Source organism: Tautonia plasticadhaerens, from assembly GCF_007752535.1.
In the GTDB taxonomy this organism is placed as follows: domain Bacteria; phylum Planctomycetota; class Planctomycetia; order Isosphaerales; family Isosphaeraceae; genus Tautonia; species Tautonia plasticadhaerens.
Genome location: NZ_CP036428.1, coordinates 1 through 17450 on the forward strand (window position 1 = coordinate 1; position 17450 = coordinate 17450).

The window sequence follows — 17450 nt, forward strand, 5'->3', positions numbered from 1 at the left end:
ATGGGGGCGCAGATAGCGATGGACGAGCTGGTCGACTCGCTGTTCCCGGACATTCCCCCCACGGAATTGCAGACCATCAGCGGCCGGGACGAAATGAACCTGGCTGAGTTTCCGATCACGTTGCTGAGCGACCGCGCGCCGAAGGGGCAGAAGGCCATCAAGTTCCAGGACGAGGTCTTCGACGAGCGACGCGGTAAGCTGATCACCCGCAAAGTTGTCATCGAGGGGTCCGAGGAATACGGCCTGCCGACGGCCGTCGACGACGAGGTCATCCTGGCCCTGCTGCAGATCGCCAAGCAGACCAACGACTTCGGCAGCCGCGAGGTCCTCTTCACCCGGCTGCAACTGATCCAAATGCTGGGCTGGCCCAACGACGGCCGCAACTACCGGCGGATCGTCCTGTCGCTGCAGCGGATCGCCAGCATCACGCTGCACTACGAGAACGCCTGGTGGGACAAGCGCCGCCGGGCCTGGACGACGCGAACGTTTCACATCATCGACAACGTCGAAATCAATGACAGCCGCTCGGCCCAACAGGAACTCTTCCCCTCCTTCTCGCGGATCGTCTGGAACGAGGTCGTCTTCGACAGCTTCCAGGCTGGCTTCCTCAAGGGGCTCGACTACGCGTTGTGCGTGCGGATGAAGCTCTCGACGTCGAAGCGGATCTACCGGTTCCTCGACAAGCGGTTCTACCACCGGCCCGACTGGACCTTCGAGTTGAAGGACTTCGCCTACGAGCACGTCGGCCTCAGCCGGCGCTACGAGGGCAACGCCCACATCGTCCGCAAGCTGCAGCCGGCCCTCGACGAGCTGACAGGACTGGGCTTCCTTGAGCCCCTTCCCGACTCGGAGCGGTACCTGCGCGACGGCAAGGATTGGAAGATCCGCCTGGTCAGGAAGCAGCTCGACCCGGGGCGGGCGAAGGCGCCAGCGAAGGAGCCCCCGTCGCCGCTGGTGGCCGAGCTGGTCGTCCGCGGCGTCACCGAGGTGACGGCCGCCGAGCTGGTCCGGTCCCACCTGGCCGAGGCCGTCACCGAGAAGCTCGAGGTCTTCGACTGGATGGTTGCCAACGGCGACCGCCGCCTCCAGCGCAGCCCGGCCGGCTACCTCGTCGACTCGATCCGCAAGCGGTACTCGCCCCCCAAGGGCTTCGTCTCGAAGGCCGAGCGAGACCGCCGCGAGGCCGAAGAACGCGAGAGGGCCCGATGCGAAGCCGAGGAGCGCGAGCGGAAGCGGTTGGAGCAGGCCCGGCTGGCCGCCGAGCGATCAAAGGTCGCTGCCTACTGGGAGGGCCTCGGCCCGGTCGAGCGGGCCGCCCTGGAGTCCGAGGCCCTGGAACAGGCCGACGCCGCTCTGGCCGAGTCGCTGCTCACGAGCTGCGGCACGCCGCTGGAGTCGATGGCCCGTCGCCTCATCCGCGAGGCTCACATCCGACGCCTCCTCGGACTGCCCGCCGCCGAGGCCGGCTGATTGCCCTCCTGCCCCGCGTCGGCCGTTCCGATTGCCATCGGCCCTGGGCGGGCTCAGCCAGGCCGGTTAACCAGTTACTAGCGAGCCCAATGGTCTGATGGATGCGCAACACGTCCTGACGCCCTGACGGACTTCTGGGCGACCTGACGCCACGGCGGACCTCGCCGCCTGCATGCGACGGGTCCGCTCGGGGCCTCACGAGAGGGCGAGGTTGGGTGTGGGAAGCGTGCCTCAATGCCGAGGTTCGGCGACTTCGGGCCCGGGACCCATTGCCCGGGCACAGGCCGCTCGCTCGGAGGCTAGGCGCTCCCGCAGCCCGGCGGCCGGAGCCCAGGGATTGACCCTGGCGGACCGCGTCCCCAGGTCCCTCGGGATGCACCGGGCGTGGAAGTCGCGGCCGGAGCACTGCTTACAGCTCTCGTAGCGCGACCCGGGCTGCGGCGTGTCCGCCCGGCGACGGACCCGGCCCCGCCCGCGGCACCCCTTGCAGAGCCTCCAGCGCCACGGCGGCTGGAGCGAGGCGGCGGGGCCGAGCAGCGAGCCCGGTGAGGTGTCCGGGTGCGTCATATCGCCGAAGCCCTCGATGATGCGGATGTCGTCCCGGTCGAGCCGGACCTCGCGCCGGATCAGTTCGATCGCCGGCCGCACCCGGCCATAGAGGCGGACCGACTTGTCGAACAGCCTCAAACCGCGTCTCCTGGAGGCGACGCCGGAGCTTCCAAATTTTGATCCACTTCCCGGCGGTGTAATGGCCCTCCGGGGCGAGCCGGGGCTTCTTGACTAACGCCTCATCCCCCAGTCGGGCATCACCTCCGGCAGATCGGCGTCGTCCGGAGCGACGTCGACCTGCCGTCCGTCCGGATCGCCGGGGCCAGGCGTCGCGACGTCGGCCTGGAGGTCCCCACCGACCAGCGGGGCGTCGCCGGGGGCTGCCTGCCTCGGCGCCACCGGCTCGGTGACGTCCGGCTTGGTGACGGCGACACCTTCCTCGCCTCGATCGGGCTCGGTCGGAGGATCGCCTGCCCCCGGTCCGGCCGATCCCCTCTCGTCAATCGGCATGTCGGCCCGCCCGACGTCCTCTTTGGCGGTCTGAGGGGCGTTGTTGCACGGAGAGTGTAGTCGCAGGAAGTCCCCCGACCTTGGCCGGCCTACGCCACCCGCACGCTCTGCGGCATCCCGAGGCGGGTCATGATGTTCAACGCCCGGCCCCGGATCGCACCCTCGGTCGCCTGGCGTTCCGGCCTCCGGCTAGCCAGATGATCGCCGAAGATCACCTTCAGCCGGCAGACCCCCGTCTCGGCCAACGACCTCATGTGGTAGCCGGACTCCCGCTTCCACGCGTTGCGACCGGACCGCCGGATGGCCCGCAAGTTCTCGTCACGGGCCAGCGGCGGACCGGAGGTGTTGCCGTGCTTCCAGATCCGGGCGTTGCCCCTCGGCGGGATCAGGATGCGACCCGTGCGGGGCTCCAGGACCCGATACACCTTCCGCTTGTCGTAGGCCCCGTCGCCCGCCGCAGCGGCGATCTCCCGGTCGATCGGCTTGAGCAGCGGCTCGGCCATCTCGGCGTCATCGACCCCGGCCTCGGTCACCATCACCGCCTGGACCTCGTGGGTCTGGGCGTCGATGGCCAGATGCAGCTTCCGCCAGGTCCGCCGCCTGGAGTAGCCGTGCTTGCGGACCTTCCACTCCCCCTCGCCGTAGACCTTCAGCCCGGTGCTATCGAGGACCAGATGCAGCGGCCCCTTGCCCCTGCGGGCCAAGTCCACCGCCACCTCGGCGGCCCGGCGGGAGAGGGTGCTGTAGTGAGGCACGTCGAGGTCCAGGCCCATCAGTTCGAAGATCGAGGCGGCCATGCCCTGCGTGGCCCGCAGGGGCAGGTGGGAGACGGCCCGGAGCGTCAGCAGGCACCGGATGGCCGCATCGCTGTAGACGAACTGCCCTCCCCATTGATTCGGACCCTGGTAATGCCAGGCGTCGAGGGCTCCTTGATCGACCCAGACGGTCAGCGAGCCACGCCGGACGAGGGCCTGGTCGTACTCCCGCCAGTTGCGGATGCGGTAGACGGCCCTCATGGTGGCCTGGCGAGCGAACGACTTGCGAGAACGACGAGTGCGGCGGGGGGTGCGGGTCTGGCTCATACCCAAGTATACGGAAGGCCATCACCAAGGCGAGCCCCTTCATGCAACAACGCCCGGCAGCGACCGAACCTGCTGGCCTCGTTCATCCGCCACGCCGGAATCCCACTCCGGTTGGAGTCCTTGTCTCTTTGGCAAGGCTGGGCTCAGTATACCGAGAAAATTCTCCCCGTCGGTACGGTTCCTGGCTGAGCGGGCCGGCGACGTCCATGACGATGGCATGACAGAGATCCCCCACACTCCGCGTGGGAGGCCCGTCCGGTGTCACGCCACCGTCGCGGCCATCCTCCTCGGGACAGCCAACGTCGGGCGGCGGCATGGCCGGCGGGCCGGCGGCCGCGAAGGGGTACGCCCATGCAGCGACATCGAGTGGTCGGGTCGTGGTCGCGTGCGGACTGGGAGCGGCTGCCCGTCGAGGCACGACCCCGCGGTGCCATCCCCTTCGGGGACGGCTGGGTCCAACTGGCGGAGGTGCCACTGCGAGGCCCGGCGGGGACGAATGCCGGGCGAACGGCATCCGAAGCGGCCGGGGAGTCGTGGGACGCGTGTGCGTGGCCGCAGGGCTCGGTGAGGGCTCGGACCGGGACCGTCGGGCTCATCGAGCCGGCGGGAGATGGCCTCGAGGGGAAGTCCCCCGGGCCGCCCCTCTCGCCGGACGGGGGGATGCCCGATGGCCACGACGTGGCCATCGCTCGCCGCCCGATTGTGATCGGCAACGCCGATGGCCTGCACCTGAGGGCCGCGACCCTCTTCGCCTGCCTGGCCGGGCGGTTCGCGTCCGAGGTCCGCGTCCATCGCGACGGCCGGGCGGCCGACGGCAAGAGCATCCTGGACCTCGCGACGCTCGCCGCCGGATGCGGCACTCGTCTCAACCTGGAAGCCCGCGGGCCGGATGCCGAGGCGGCCCTCGCGGCGTTGGCCGGGCTCGTCTCGGCCCGATTCCACGAGGGGAGCAATTCATGCCCCGAGTGGGCGGGACGCTTGGCACAGGAAAAGCTCAATAAATTATAGGATATTCTGTTCAAATTTGAATGCGATGTCCGACCCCTCGCACGAGGTTCGCCCTGACGATGAGGATGAAGACCTTCTGGGGATTGCTCCGGCAGACCGCCCGCGAGTGGCACGCGGACAAGGCCCACCGCCTCGGGGCGGCCGTCGCCTTCTACTGCATCCTGACGCTCGTCCCGCTGCTGGCCGGGGCCGTCGCCCTGGCCGGCCCGGTCCTCGGCGACCGGGCCGCCCGCTGGCGGGTCGTCGAGCAGATGCGGCGCATCGTCGGCGTGCGGGGCGGCGAGGCGGTCGAGACGCTCGTCATCAGCACCGACACGCCCGAGACCGGGGCGGTCGCCCTCGTCGGCGTCTCCACGCTGCTGTTCGCGGCCACCGCCCTGTTCGGCCAGCTCAAGGACGCCCTGAATACGATGTGGGGGGTCCACCCCGTGCCGGGACGCGGGCTGCGCGGCCTGCTCCGCGAGCGGTTCCTGTCGCTGTCGCTGGTGCTGGGCGTCGCCTCCCTGCTGCTCGTCTCCTTGACCCTGGGCCTGGGCCTGGCGGCCCTGGGCGACTCGCTCGTCGACCTGCTGCCCGGCTACGCCACGGCCGTGCGGGCCGGGCACTTCGCCTTCTCGCTGGGCGTCGTGGCGACGACCTTCGCCCTGGTCTTCAAGTACCTGCCCGACGCCCACATCGCCTGGCGGGACGTCTGGGTCGGTGCCGGCATCACGGCGGTGCTCCACGCCGTCGGCGTGGCCGCCGTCCGGCTGTACCTGGACCGGTCGCCCGTCGGGGTCGCCTACGGGGCGGCCAGCTCCTTCGTGGTCCTGCTGCTGTGGGTCTACTACTCGTCGCAGATCCTCCTGTTCGGGGCGGAGTTCACGCAGGTCTACGCCAACGCCCACGGCGACCGGATCTGCCCGGCGGCGGACGCCGAATGCGTGACCGAACAGGCCCGTGCCCGGCAGGGGATGCCGCGAGGCAAGCGGCCGGGCCGACGAGGTCCGAAGGAGGACGGGCATGCGGGAGGGACGCGGGAAGCAGGCAGCATCGCGGTTCGTCCTTCGAGCAGGAGGCGAACTCGCTGAGGTCGTGCCGAGGACGGCGGTCTTCTGAGACTCGCCGGCCGGTCGTAACATAAAGGATCCTTGCCGGACGGTGTGCCGGGGTGCGCGCGGTAGGGGGAGCCGATCGGCCGACTTCCGGCCGGGCGAAAAGCCCTGCTCGGTCGCCGACCGCGGCGGCGACCTTCCTGCGCGGCCTGCGCACCCGTGGTCGACCTTGATTCTAGCCTTGCATCGAAATCGGCAGGCGGACGATTGCGTCAATCGGGGCAGAGGACGCTGCGCAAAACATCGACTCGGTCGGGCTCCCAATCGCTCGGTCGAGGGCGGCCGCATGCGGGCCGCTCAAACCTCCCGGAGGGCGTCGATGACATTCATGCGGACGGCGCGCACGGCGGGGAAGAGGCCGCCGAAGAGGCCCATCGCGGCCGTCATGACCAGCGCACCGCCCAGCACCCAGGGGCCGAACCGGAAGTTGATCGTCACCTCCGAGAAGGTCGAGAAGTTGCTCGTGCCGAAGGTCAGGTTCGACAAGGGCAGGGTCGCCAGGAGGCCGAGCGCGCCGCCCAGCAGGCAGAGCAGCAGCGACTCGCTGAGGAAGGAGGCGAGGATGTCCCGCCCCCGGAAGCCCAGCGCCCGCATCGTCCCGATCTCCCGGGAGCGGGACTTGACCGCCGAGAACATCGTATTCGCCGAGGCGAACATGGCCCCGATCGAGAGCAGCAGCGCGATCAGGATGCCGGCCGCCTTGAGGAAGGCCCCCGACTCGGTCTGGCTCTGGAAGTAGTCGACCTCGTCCATGGCGAGGAGGCCGAAGCGCTCGTCGTCGCGGATCGTCGCCCTGAGCCGGTCGCGGTCGGCGGCTGATGCGGCTCGGAATTGCACGCAGGAGACGCTCCCCTCGCGGCCGGTGTTGCGGCGGAGGTCGCCGATGTCGGCCCAGATCTCACTCTCGGCGGCGCTGCCGCCGGCGGTGAAGATGCCGACAACGCGGTAGGATTCGTTGCTGCTGATCCGGAACTCCTCACCGAGCCCGGCCCCCTTGAACCGCCGGGACAGGTTGACGCTGGCGAGGCATTCGCCCTTGCCCGGCTCCAGGTCGCGGCCCCGGACGATCGTGAAGGCGGGCCGGAGCGCCCGAGACGCGGGCACGACCCCGCGCAGGGTGACATTGGCCCGGCTGCCGTCGCGGCGCTCAACAATTGGGATGGTTACCACCTCGGGCGCTGCCAGCAGGCTCCCGTTGGCATCCCGGGCGACGCCGTCGAGGTTGGCGAGCTCGTCGGCCTTCGCGGCCTCGAACCCGCTGTTGACGTCGGTCGTCGAGCCGTTACGCAGGACGATCAGGTCGAGCGGGTCGCCCGAGACGTCGAGGCTGTGCTGCAGGCCGTCGATGAAGCCGAAGAGCACGCACGACGACCATACGACCAGGCCCGTCGCCAGGACGGCCAGCAGCGTGGTCGCCCACCGGACCCGGAGGTTGCGGACGTTGTATTTGATCGGGATCATCGCGGTTCAGACCACCTTCCTCAGGCCGTTGACCACCGAGAGCCGGGCCGCCTGGGCCGCCGGCACGACGCCGCTGATCAGGCCGATGACCAGCGAGACGCCCAGCCCCAGCAGCGCCACATCCCACGGCACGGAGAAGAACGGGAGGAAGCCCCCGGTGTAGGGCGACACGTCGATGACATCGAAGAGGGCCTTGGCCCCCAGCGCCCCCGCCATGCCGCCGAGGCCGGCGATCAGCGTCGCCTCGGCCAGCACCAGGAACAGGACCAGGCCCTTACCGAAGCCGATCGCCTTGAGCACCGCGACCTCCGTGGTCCGCTCCCGCATCGCCATGGCCATGGCCACCCCTGAGACGCAGACCAGCGAGAAGACGACGGCCATCCCGACGTAGAAGATGTAGTCGCGCATGTCGCCGAGCATCTCGGCGAACATCTGCACGAACGCCTCTTCGGACTGCGTCCGCGTGGGGACGTCGCTGTTGCGCGTCTCGGCGTCGATCTTCTCGGCGACGGCCGTCATCGCGACCGGGCCGGTGCATTTGATGACGATGCTGCCGGCGTTACCGGCCATGTTGCTGCCCATCGGGTTCCGCTTGAGCGCCTCCTCCATCAAGTCGAAGTGGAAGAAGACCGAGCGGAGGTCGGCGTTGTCCGGGCCGTCGTAGATGCCGGCGACCTTCATGTCCAGGTCGATCGGGTAGATGTCCCCCTTGAGGCGGATGACGTCGCCGACCGCGAGGTCCCGATCCTCGCCCACCAAGACGCCCTCCTCGGCTAGCTTGCGGCCGACGACGCAGGACGTCCGGTCGTTGCGGAAGGCGCTGAGCTGCTCGGGGGGGATCGTCAGCTCGCCGTAGACGGCGAAGAGGGCGTCGGCGTCGACGCCGAACTGGGCGAAGGTCGCCCGCTCCTCGCCGACGCGCCCCCCGAACCAGGAGAGCGGGCTGATCGCGACGATCCCCGGGACCTCGTCACCCTCCTGCCAGGCCCGGATCTGATTGACCAGCGAGATCGGCACCGGCTGGGCGAAGCCCTGGGCGCTCATGGTCATCAGCCGGTTGTACTGGCGCGAGTCGGCCGCCACCTCCCGGTAGAGCGCGATGAAGGAGATCAGGATCATCATCAGGAACAGGCTGATGCCCACCGAGGCGACCGTCAGCAAGGTCCGCACCGGATTGCGCCGGGTATTCCGGGTGATGTAGCCGAGGAACTTCATGATGCGGCCTCCAGCGAGGAGGTCGGCTCGGACTGGCTGTCGCCGACCAGGCGGCCCTTGTCCAGCCGGAGCAGCCGTCCGGCGCGACGGGCGGCCAGGGGGTCGTGGGTGACCATGACGATCGTCTTGCGGAACTCGCGGTGGAGCAATTCGAGCAGCCCGAGGATCTCCTCGGCGGTGTCGCGGTCGAGGTCGCCCGTCGGCTCGTCGGCCACGAGGAGGTAGGGGTCGGTGACGACGGCCCGGGCGATGGCCACGCGCTGCTCCTGCCCGCCGGAGAGCTGGCGCGGGTAGTGGTCCTCTCGGCCCTCCATGCCGACGATCCGCAGGGCCGTCCGCGCCCGCTCGCGCCGCTGGCGGCGCGAGAGCCGGGTCAGCAGCAGCGGCAGCTCGACGTTCTCGACCGCCGAGAGCACCGGGATCAGGTTGTAGAGCTGGAAGATGAACCCCACGTTGGCCGAACGCCACCGGGTGATCGCCGAGTCGGACATCTGCGCGATGTCCTGGTCGTGGACGATCACCTCGCCGGCGGTCGGCCGGTCCAGGCCGGCGATGAGGTTGAGCAGCGTCGTCTTGCCGGACCCCGAGGGGCCCATCAGGGCGAGGAACTCCCCCTGATCGACTTCCAGGTCCAGCTCGCTGAGCACGGGGACGCGGATCTGGTCGCGCCGATACTCCTTCGACACGTTCCGCAGCACGATCGACGGGACGGACATCTGCTCCTCCTCGCGGTCCCTGGGGATGGAAGCGGCGTGGTCCGCGGCGCCTCGGCCGATCGGCCCGGCGCGCACGCCGGCCGGACGGGGATCATCAGTCGGCGACCCGGACCTCCTCGCCCTCATTCAGGCCGGCCGGAGGGCCCACGACGACGGCCTCGCCGGCCTCCAGGCCGGCCTCGATCCGGGCCAGGTCGTCCTGGTTGACGACGACCTCGACCCGACGCTTCCGGAGTCGGCCCCGATCGTCGACGACCCAGGCGACGGTGTGCCCGCCCTCGTCGATGATCGCCCGCTTGTCGACGAACATGAGAGTACGCCCCGCGTCGGGGTTGTCCACCGACGAGTCGGGGAGGAAGTGGACCGTGGCGGCCAGCTCGGGGAACAGACGGTCGTCCGGGTCGAGGATCTCGACCTCGACCTTGACTGTGCCCCGGGAGCGGTCGCCCTGGGGGATGATCTTGCTCAGTCGGCCCCGGTAGGTCCGGCCCGGCACGGCGCCGACGGCGATCTCGGCCGGCTGACCGGGGGCGATCCGGGACAGGAGGCTCTCGGCGACGTCGGTCTCGACCTCCAGGTGGGCCAGGTCGGCGATCGTCACGATGGCCGAGCGGCCTCCGGAGGTCCCCAGGCTCATGGTGTTGACCGTCTCGCCGAGCTGGGCGTCGAGGCTGACGACCGTGCCGTCGAACGGGGCGATGATTTGCATGTTCCGGACAGATTCCTCGACCTCGGCGGCCTCGGCCTCGAGCACGCCGATGCCGGCCTCCAGGGCCTCGACACGGGCCGAGGCCATGTCCCGGCCGGCGATCGCCTTGTCTAGCTCCTCGATGGTAGCCACGTTGGAGGAGCGGAGTCGGCGGACGCGGTCGGCCGACCGCTCCTTCTCCGCCTTGTCGGCCTTCGCCTCCTGCAGCTCGGCCCGAGCCCGCTCGATCATCGCGCGCTTGGTCCGCAGCGCGGCGTCCAGCTCGTTGTGCTCGAGTACGGCGATCAGGTCTCCCTTGCGGACCTCCGACCGCTCGTCGACCATCAGCCGGGCGATCCGGCCGGGGATCTTCGTCCCGACAGCCGCCTGGCGACACGACTGGAGGTAGCCCTTGGCGCTGAGCAGCTTCTCGGCCTCGCCGACGGTCATCCGCTGCACCGACGCGACCTCCACCTCGCGCTTCGGCCTCAGCTGCTCCATCCGATTGTAGCCGAAATAGCCCGCCCCAGCGAGCATCCCCAACGGGATTAGCCAGAGCAGCAACGCTCCCGGCCCCCGGCCCCCGCGACTTCGGCCGGGGCGGACGGCGGTCGCATCGCGCTCGATACGCAGGGACGCCACCTCGTCCCGCAGCGAGCGGTCCCGATCCGCCGCTGGTCGTTCTCCCTCGGTCCTGGGACGGCTCATGGGCGGCCCCCACTGTTTGAGGTCCTTGCCAAGACTCGGCCCCGACCGGATCGGCCGCGTCGGGGACGCCGGGCCGCCAGCCAGATGGCTTCGTCCCGGATCGGATCATCGTCGATGGCGGGCCACGAGTCGTCGAGCGGCGAGGCGAATCTATCGGGCTTCGATCGCGAGCGGGCCTCCGCCCGGGCCGAAGTTGACAAAAATTCACCAAAAGAGCCACGAAAGGTCAAGGGCGCTGCCGCAAATTATCGGTATCGATCTGGCCACATCTGCTCAACCGCATCTCGCGCGTCGGGAGCCGACGCTCTGTCTCCCGGTGCCCGTTTCTCGCTTCCCGTGCCGAATCCTTGGAGCGCGAGCCGTGAGGACTGGCCCTCGGTCGCGGGGTCGCCTGGAGAGGACGATGGTCGACGATCGAACCGGCAGATACCCAACAAACTCTCCTGAACGCAATCGACATCCAGGCACTGCGTCAATTGGGGCGGAAGGCGAACTCAATCGAGTGTGTTCGGCTTGGACCCGGCCCTTGAGGTGGGTGGACGACGCCCGCCTCGTGATCGACCATCGGGGTAGGAGCCGTCGATCGGGAAACGGCGCAAGCGCCCACGCCGATTTCCTCGAGGAGAGTCCGGCTGCCATTGATCGACCGCTGCCTGCAGCTCCTCGATCGGGGAGCAGGCCTCCGGTGCGCGACTGCCCGTGGAAGTCCGGTTTGGCGAAAGGCACCGGGTGGACACGTTGTCGGTTTCCATGGCCCCGACCGGCGGTGCGACCGTGCCCTCAGCCTGGCAATGGTGCACCGGCCCCCGGTGCGGATGACGGCCCGAAGGAGGAACGTGAGGCGTCGGGAGGTCGGCCGGAGATCGGGTGAGCGAGGCCTCGGAGGATCGTCGTCGCCTCGATCGGCCGAGTCACCTGGCGCCGTCCTCGGTCGATGTCCTGGGTTGCGCGTGCGACTCCCCATACGAAGGCCTCGGCGGCCTCACGCAAGCCTCGTCAGTCGGGCTCAGATCGGTCGTTCGACGACCATCGCCACCGCGTTGCCGCCCCCGAGGCAGAGCGAGACGAGCCCGAACCGGCCCCCGCACCGGTCGAGCGTGTGCAGCAGCGTGACGAGTGCCCGGGCCCCGCTGGCGCCGATCGGGTGCCCGAGCGCGATCGCCCCGCCGTGCTCGTTGACGCGATCGGCAGGCAGGCCGAGCCTGCGGTTACATGCGATCATCTGGGCGGCAAAGGCCTCGTTCAACTCGAAGCGGTCAATCTGGCCGATGGTCAGCCCGGCGCGGTCAAGGGCCCGGCGGATCGCCGCGACAGGAGCTACGAACAGGTCTTCGGGCTCGACACCGGCGGTCGCCCCGGCGATGACCCTCGCGAGCGGACGCCTGCCGAGCCGCCCCGCCAGTCGGGGCGAGGCGACGACGACCGCCGCCGCCCCGTCGCTGATCATCGACGCATTGCCCGCCGTCACCGTGCCCCCCAGGCCGAATGCCGCCGGAAGCGCGGCCATCCGGGCGGGGTCCGCATCCGGGCGGGGACCCTCGTCGTTCGTGACCTCGACGGCCTCCCCGCGCCTCGGCACGGAGACGGGCACGATCTCCGCCTGGAAGGCCCCCTCCTCCCGCGCCCGGACCGCCCGCCGGTGGCTCTCCAGGGCGTAGGCGTCCTGCTCATGTCGGGTGATCGCGTCGCCGCAGGCCAGCGCGTCGGCGATCCGGCCCATCGCCTTGCCGCTGCGGGCGCAGGAGAGGCCATCGTGCAACAGCGAGTCGATCAGCGTGCGATCGCCCAGGGCGGGGCCGTCGCGGGGAAGCACGAAGGGGGCCCGGCTCATGCTCTCCATGCCTCCGGCGACGACCGCCTCCGCGTCGCCGGCCCGGACGGCCTGCGCCGCGAGCATCACCGCCTTCAGGCCCGATCCGCAGACCTTGTTGATCGTGAGCGCGGCGACCGTCACCGGCAGCCCGGCCGCCAGCGCCGCTCGCCGCGCCGGCGCCTGGCCGACCCCGGCGGCGAGGGCGATGCCCATGATCACCTCGTCCACGTCCGTCGGATCGACGCCGCTCTGGGCCACGGCCGCGGCGATGGCCGCCGCCCCCAGCTCGGGGGCCCCGAGTCCGGACAGCGAGCCGCGGAACTTGCCGATCGGCGTCCGGCGTGCCGAGAGGATGACGGGGGAATCCATGGCACCTTCCTCCGGCGATGGGCCGGCACGAGGACGGGCGAATCATCCCGGAAACCGGTTGGCCCCGCACTCCATTCTGGCGTCACCGTGGAGGGGCGGGAAGCCATCACGTCGGGTCGCAGGGCCACGACGAGGACGGGGCGACGAGGGGTCCAAGGTGGGTGATCCCCGTGTATCTGAGCCTCTGGGCAAGGGCGTCACCCGCTCGTGATCTCGCCGGGCGGCCCGGGCGCGCTGCACCTGCGAGCGAGCTCGATATAATCGGGGTCGGGGTCGCACGTCCCCACCCGGACTCGAACCGAGCCGGCGCGTCGCCTTCGCAGGAGGGGTGGCCATGGGTGAACCGCATGCGCCCTGGGTCGACGGCCTGACGATCGGCCAGGCCCTCCGCGCGTCGGCGGGCCGCTTCGGCGAGCGGGAGGCGATCGTCTTCCCGCTCGCCGATTTCCGATGCACCTACGAGGCCTTCGACCGCCAGATCGACGCGGTCGCCCGGGGGCTGATCGGGCTCGGCTTCGGGCGTGGCGACCGCTTCGGCGTCTGGTCGACCAACTGGCCCGAGTGGGTCCTGCTCCAGTTCTCCGCGGCCCGCGTCGGCGTCGTCCTGGTGACGATCAACCCGTCCTACCGAGCGAGCGAGGCGAAGTACGCCCTGGCGCAGTCGGAGGTGCTCGGCCTGGGCCTGATCGCGCGGTTCAAGACCTCGGCGTACTTCGAGATGCTCGCGGAGATCTGCCCCGAGCTGGCCGGATCGACGCCCGGGGCGCTGCACTCGGCCGAGCTGCCCCACCTGCGATGGGTCGTCGCCCTGCGGGGCGACCCCCCGCCCGGGATGCTGGGCTGGGGCGGCCTAGTCGACGCCGGCCGCGACGTTCCTCCCGAGGCCCTCGCCGAACGGGAAGCCCAGATCCTGCCCGAGGACCCGATCAATCTGCAATATACCTCCGGCACGACCGGCTTCCCCAAGGGGGCCGTGCTGTCGCATCGGAACCTGCTCTTGAATGCATTTTACGCCGGCCGGAACATGCGGCTCGACCACCGGGACCGCATCGGCATCCCGGTGCCGCTCTACCACTGCTTCGGCTGCGTGCTGGGGACCCTGGTCTCCGCGGTCTACGGGGCTGCGATGGTCTTCCCGCACGAGGCGTTTCGGCCCGAGGCGACGCTCGACGCCCTGGAGCGCGAGCGCTGCACCGCCGTCTACGGCGTGCCGACGATGTTCATCGCGATGTTCGAGCACCCGAGCTACGCCGGCCGCGACCTCGGCGCGCTGCGCACGGGCATCATGGCCGGCAGCCCATGCCCGATCGAGCTGATGCGCCGGGTGACGACCGAGATGGGGGCCGAGGAGATCACCATCGGCTACGGCCAGACCGAGGCGTCCCCCCTGATCTCGCAGACGCGGTGGGACGACCCGATCGAGCTGCGCGTGGGCACCGTCGGGTGCCCGCTGCCCGGGGTCGAGGTCCGGATCGTCGATCCCGTCACCGGCCGGGAATGCCCCGACGGCACCTCGGGCGAGCTCTGCGCCCGCGGTCATTGCGTAATGCAGGGATACTTCAATATGCCAGATCGGACGGCCGAGGTGATCGACCCCGAGGGCTGGCTCCACACCGGCGACCTCGCGATGCGCGAGCCGAACGGCTACATCCGCATCACGGGGAGGCTCAAGGACATGATCATCCGGGGCGGCGAGAACATCGCCCCGCGCGAGGTCGAGGAGCTGCTCTACCGGCACCCGAAGGTCGAGGACGTGCAGGTCGTCGGCGTCCCGAGCCGGACGTATGGCGAGGAGGTGCTGGCCTGCGTCAAGCTCCGCGCCGGCCAGTCGGCCACCGAGGACGAGATCCGCGACTTCTGCGCCGCCTCGCTCGCCCACTTCAAGGTGCCCCGATACGTCCAGTTCCTCGACGCCTTCCCCACGACCGTCACCGGCAAGATCCAGAAGTATAAGCTCCGCGAGCAGGCGGTCCGCGCCTTCGGTCTGGAGGCCGACGCCGGGATCGAGACCGCGTGAGCGAGGGGGACGACGATGCAGCTCGACGGCCGCACCTTCCTGATCGCCGGGGGCAGCTCCGGCCTCGGCGCCGCCTGCGCCCGACGCCTCACGGGCCGGGGGGCGAGCGTCGTCATCGCCGACATCGACGAGCGGCGGGGGGCGACCCTCGCCTCCGAGCTGGGCGATCGCGCGGCCTTCGCCCCGGCGGACGTGACCGATGAGGACGGCGTGGGGCGCGCCATCGCGACGGCACGCGACCGCTTCGGCGATCTGCACGGGGCCGTCGTCTGCGCCGGCATCCACCGGGCGGAGAAGGTCCTCCGGCGCGACGGGGTCGCCTCGCTCGACGCCTTCCGCCGCGTGGTCGAGGTCAACCTCGTCGGCACGTTCAACGTCGTCCGCCTCGCCGCCGACGCCCTCCGATCGGCCCCCGAGGGGGAGGACGGCGAGCGGGGGGTGATCGTCATGACCTCATCGATCGCCGCGTATGAGAGCCAGGTCGGGCAGGCGGCCTACGCGGCGTCGAAGGGCGGCGTGGCGTCGATGACCCTGCCGATCGCCCGGGAGCTGTCGCGGTTCGGCATCCGGGTCGTGAGCGTCGCCCCGGGCGTCTTCGAGACGCCGATGATGGTCGGCGTCGCCGAGGACGTCCGCCGATCGCTCGCCGATCAGATCCCGTTCCCCCCCCGGTTCGGGCAGCCGGACGAGTTCGCTGCGCTGGTCGAGCACATCATCACGAATCGGATGCTCAACGGCGCCGTCCTCCGACTCGACGGCGCGATGCGCATGCAGGCCCGGTAGCTCGGCCCGTCGGGTGACCGCGTCTCGTCCCGGATTGCCCGGAAGTCTGACCGTTGGGGTGGCTGGGGTCGAGCGCAGCGAGCCCCCAGTCCCACGAGCCCTGGACTGGGGGCTCGCTGCGCTCGACCCCAGCCACCCTGGCCCGGAATGGTCATTGATAAACGAAACCATGTATCAGCGTTTGTCGATTGAAGCCCGCGCCGCGGCGAGGAAGCGGGGATCGTCGTTGTGGTCCAGGTCGCGGAGTTCCTCGCGGATGCGGCGGGCCGACATCTGCAACGCCAGCGCCGCAGCGTCACCGCGGAGGGCGGGCTCGGGGTCGGGCGGCAGGGCGCCGGACAGCTCGGCGTCGCGACGGGAGAGGACGCAGGCCATCGCGTATAGCTCCATCGCGGCCCAGGCGATCCGCGCGTGGACGAGCTGGCGTTCGAGGATCTCCTCGCGGTGCCGCATCATCGCCCTCTGCACGGCGAGGGCGAACCGTCGGATCAGCCGAGCCAGCTCCCGGGCGTGCGGCCTCAGCGCCGACGACCGCACCGGGACCGCGGGCGAGCGGAAGCGCGCCGCTGCCTGCTGGCCGAGGAAGCGGGGGACAAGCCCGAGGCGACGATGCTTGACCACCGCCTCGTAGACGTCGCGGAGGTGCTCTCCGGGACCGCGCAGGCCGACCATGGCGATGAACGAGGTGAGCACCTCGTTGGCCCCCTCGCCGATCTGGTTGATCCGGGCGTCGCGGAACATGCGCTCCAGCGGCCGGTCGGTGAAGTAGGCGGCGCCGCCGTGGATCTGGAAGGCGTCGTTGACGATCGTCCAGAGGGCCTCGGTGCTGTAGACCTTCAGCATGGCGGTCTCGAGCATGTAATCATCGAGTCCGCGGTCGATCAGGCCGGCGGTGACGGTCGTCATCGCCTCCATCGCATAGGTCCAGGCGGCCATGCGGGCGACCTTCGAGCGGACCAGCTCGAACGCGCCGAGCGTGCGGCCGAACTGGCGGCGGGTGCGGGCGTGTTCGATCGCCAGGCGGAGGCAGGACTTCGAGGCCCCGGTGCAGCAGGCGCCGAAGGTGGTGCGGCCGAAGTCGAGCACCGTGAGCGCCAGCCGAAGCCCCTTGCCGAGCGTGCCGAGGACATTCTCCCTCGCCACGGCCATGTCCTCGAAGGCGAGCTTGCCGGTGGCGGTGCCCCGGATGCCGAGCTTCGCGGCGCGCGCCTCGACGACGCGGAAGCCGGGAATGTCGGGCGTGACGAGGAAGGCGGTGACGGCCGTCCCCTCGCGGCCGGGCACGGGCGTGCGGGCCATCACCGTCAGCACGTCGGCGATCCCGCCGTTGGTGATGTAGCGCTTCTGACCGTTGAGGACGTAATGCGAGCCGTCGCCGCTCGGCGTCGCGGTCGTCTGGACGTTGGCCGCGTCGGAGCCGGCCTCGGGCTCGGTCAGGGCGAAGGCGGCCAGCGCCTCGCCCCGGATCAGGCCCGGAAGCCATCGCCGCTTCTGCTCATCGGTGCCGAACAGGAGCAGGGCGCGCATGCCGATCGAGTGGTGCGCGTTGACGAAGATCGAGGTCGAGCTGCACCGCGACCCCAGCTCCTCCAGGATCTTGCAGTAGGCCCCCTGCGAGAACCCGCGGCCCCCCATCGCCTCCGGCGCCGTCATGCCGAGGACGCCGAGCCGGCCGAGGCCATCGATGACCGCTCGGGGGATGTCGGCCTGGCGATCGATCGCCACCGGGTCGAGGTGGGCGTCGCAGAAGCCCCGCAATTCGGCCAGGGCGGCCTCGACCTTCGGGCGCTCGTCGCCGAGCGTCGGGTAGGGGAAGACCCAGTCGGCGACGAAGCGGCCCCAGAACAGCCCCTTCGCCACGCCGAGCCGCTGGGGGCCGGCGAAAAGCAGCTCCTCGGCCTGCTTGACCTGCTTCTCGCGTTCGAGGGCCTGTTCGTCGCGGGACTCGGTCGTCGGGGCGCTCATCG

General features: G+C 70.3%; 13 protein-coding genes. 5 read left to right on the plus strand and 8 right to left on the minus strand.

All coding sequences use genetic code 11. The features are described from left to right. On the plus strand, positions 1–1470 hold the full coding sequence (locus ElP_RS39120) for a replication initiator protein A (RefSeq protein WP_197447202.1): 1470 nt from the start codon (positions 1–3) through the stop codon (positions 1468–1470). A 231-nt stretch (positions 1471–1701) separates the two neighbouring features. Here the strand turns inward: ElP_RS39120 and ElP_RS35560 are convergent, their stop codons facing one another. Both ElP_RS35560 and ElP_RS35565 read right to left on the minus strand, forming a co-directional pair. Then, positions 1702–2157 (minus strand): hypothetical protein, encoded by a 456-nt coding sequence (locus tag ElP_RS35560; protein WP_145279580.1) that lies wholly within the window; start codon positions 2155–2157, stop codon positions 1702–1704. 461 nt (positions 2158–2618) lie between these two features. Beyond that, on the minus strand, positions 2619–3611 hold the full coding sequence (locus ElP_RS35565; protein WP_390836245.1) for an IS5 family transposase: 993 nt from the start codon (positions 3609–3611) through the stop codon (positions 2619–2621). Between the two features lie 660 nt (positions 3612–4271). Between ElP_RS35565 and ElP_RS35570 the strand changes: the two genes are divergently transcribed. Beyond that, on the plus strand, positions 4272–4619 hold the full coding sequence (locus ElP_RS35570; RefSeq protein ID WP_145279581.1) for an HPr family phosphocarrier protein: 348 nt from the start codon (positions 4272–4274) through the stop codon (positions 4617–4619). A gap of 59 nt (positions 4620–4678) precedes the next feature. Next, positions 4679–5689 carry a YihY/virulence factor BrkB family protein gene (locus ElP_RS35575; protein ID WP_197447203.1) on the plus strand — a complete coding sequence of 337 codons (1011 nt, stop codon included), beginning with the start codon at positions 4679–4681 and terminating at the stop codon, positions 5687–5689. Positions 5690–6010: 321 nt separating this feature from the next. Here the strand turns inward: ElP_RS35575 and ElP_RS35580 are convergent, their stop codons facing one another. The 5 genes from ElP_RS35580 to ElP_RS35600 form a co-directional block, all read right to left on the minus strand. After that, entirely contained in the window at positions 6011–7174 is a 1164-nt protein-coding gene (locus ElP_RS35580) for an ABC transporter permease (protein WP_145279583.1), read from the minus strand. A 6-nt stretch (positions 7175–7180) separates the two neighbouring features. Continuing rightward, positions 7181–8389 (minus strand): ABC transporter permease, encoded by a 1209-nt coding sequence (locus ElP_RS35585; RefSeq protein WP_145279584.1) that lies wholly within the window; start codon positions 8387–8389, stop codon positions 7181–7183. Further along, entirely contained in the window at positions 8386–9105 is a 720-nt protein-coding gene (locus ElP_RS35590) for an ABC transporter ATP-binding protein (protein ID WP_145279585.1), read from the minus strand. Before ElP_RS35590 ends, ElP_RS35585 begins: the two co-directional genes overlap by 4 nt. A 94-nt stretch (positions 9106–9199) precedes the next feature. Further along, complete coding sequence (locus ElP_RS35595) at positions 9200–10501, minus strand: efflux RND transporter periplasmic adaptor subunit (RefSeq protein WP_145279586.1); 1302 nt, start codon at positions 10499–10501, stop codon at positions 9200–9202. Positions 10502–11507: 1006 nt separating this feature from the next. Beyond that, a complete protein-coding gene (locus ElP_RS35600; RefSeq protein WP_145279587.1) occupies positions 11508–12683 on the minus strand; it encodes a thiolase family protein in 1176 nt (391 codons plus the stop codon). A gap of 334 nt (positions 12684–13017) precedes the next feature. Between ElP_RS35600 and ElP_RS35605 the strand changes: the two genes are divergently transcribed. Both ElP_RS35605 and ElP_RS35610 read left to right on the plus strand, forming a co-directional pair. After that, a complete protein-coding gene (locus ElP_RS35605; protein WP_145279588.1) occupies positions 13018–14700 on the plus strand; it encodes an AMP-binding protein in 1683 nt (560 codons plus the stop codon). 15 nt (positions 14701–14715) lie between these two features. After that, entirely contained in the window at positions 14716–15483 is a 768-nt protein-coding gene (locus ElP_RS35610) for an SDR family NAD(P)-dependent oxidoreductase (RefSeq protein ID WP_145279589.1), read from the plus strand. Positions 15484–15657: 174 nt separating this feature from the next. Here the strand turns inward: ElP_RS35610 and ElP_RS35615 are convergent, their stop codons facing one another. Then, a complete protein-coding gene (locus tag ElP_RS35615; protein WP_145279590.1) occupies positions 15658–17448 on the minus strand; it encodes an acyl-CoA dehydrogenase family protein in 1791 nt (596 codons plus the stop codon). Positions 17449–17450 lie beyond the last annotated feature (2 nt).

What these genes read in the sequence shown, in the direction of transcription:
- ElP_RS35595 (WP_145279586.1), bottom strand. Translation starts at nt 10,501, where the DNA reads ATGAGCCGTCCCAGGACCGAGGGAGAACGACCAGCGGCGGATCGGGAC.
- ElP_RS35570 (WP_145279581.1), top strand. Translation starts at nt 4,272, where the DNA reads ATGCCCGATGGCCACGACGTGGCCATCGCTCGCCGCCCGATTGTGATC.
- ElP_RS35565 (WP_390836245.1), bottom strand. Translation starts at nt 3,611, where the DNA reads ATGAGCCAGACCCGCACCCCCCGCCGCACTCGTCGTTCTCGCAAGTCG.
- ElP_RS35585 (WP_145279584.1), bottom strand. Translation starts at nt 8,389, where the DNA reads ATGAAGTTCCTCGGCTACATCACCCGGAATACCCGGCGCAATCCGGTG.
- ElP_RS35590 (WP_145279585.1), bottom strand. Translation starts at nt 9,105, where the DNA reads ATGTCCGTCCCGTCGATCGTGCTGCGGAACGTGTCGAAGGAGTATCGG.
- ElP_RS35605 (WP_145279588.1), top strand. Translation starts at nt 13,018, where the DNA reads ATGGGTGAACCGCATGCGCCCTGGGTCGACGGCCTGACGATCGGCCAG.
- ElP_RS35615 (WP_145279590.1), bottom strand. Translation starts at nt 17,448, where the DNA reads ATGAGCGCCCCGACGACCGAGTCCCGCGACGAACAGGCCCTCGAACGC.
- ElP_RS35610 (WP_145279589.1), top strand. Translation starts at nt 14,716, where the DNA reads ATGCAGCTCGACGGCCGCACCTTCCTGATCGCCGGGGGCAGCTCCGGC.
- ElP_RS35600 (WP_145279587.1), bottom strand. Translation starts at nt 12,683, where the DNA reads ATGGATTCCCCCGTCATCCTCTCGGCACGCCGGACGCCGATCGGCAAG.
- ElP_RS35580 (WP_145279583.1), bottom strand. Translation starts at nt 7,174, where the DNA reads ATGATCCCGATCAAATACAACGTCCGCAACCTCCGGGTCCGGTGGGCG.
- ElP_RS39120 (WP_197447202.1), top strand. Translation starts at nt 1, where the DNA reads ATGGGGGCGCAGATAGCGATGGACGAGCTGGTCGACTCGCTGTTCCCG.
- ElP_RS35575 (WP_197447203.1), top strand. Translation starts at nt 4,679, where the DNA reads ATGAGGATGAAGACCTTCTGGGGATTGCTCCGGCAGACCGCCCGCGAG.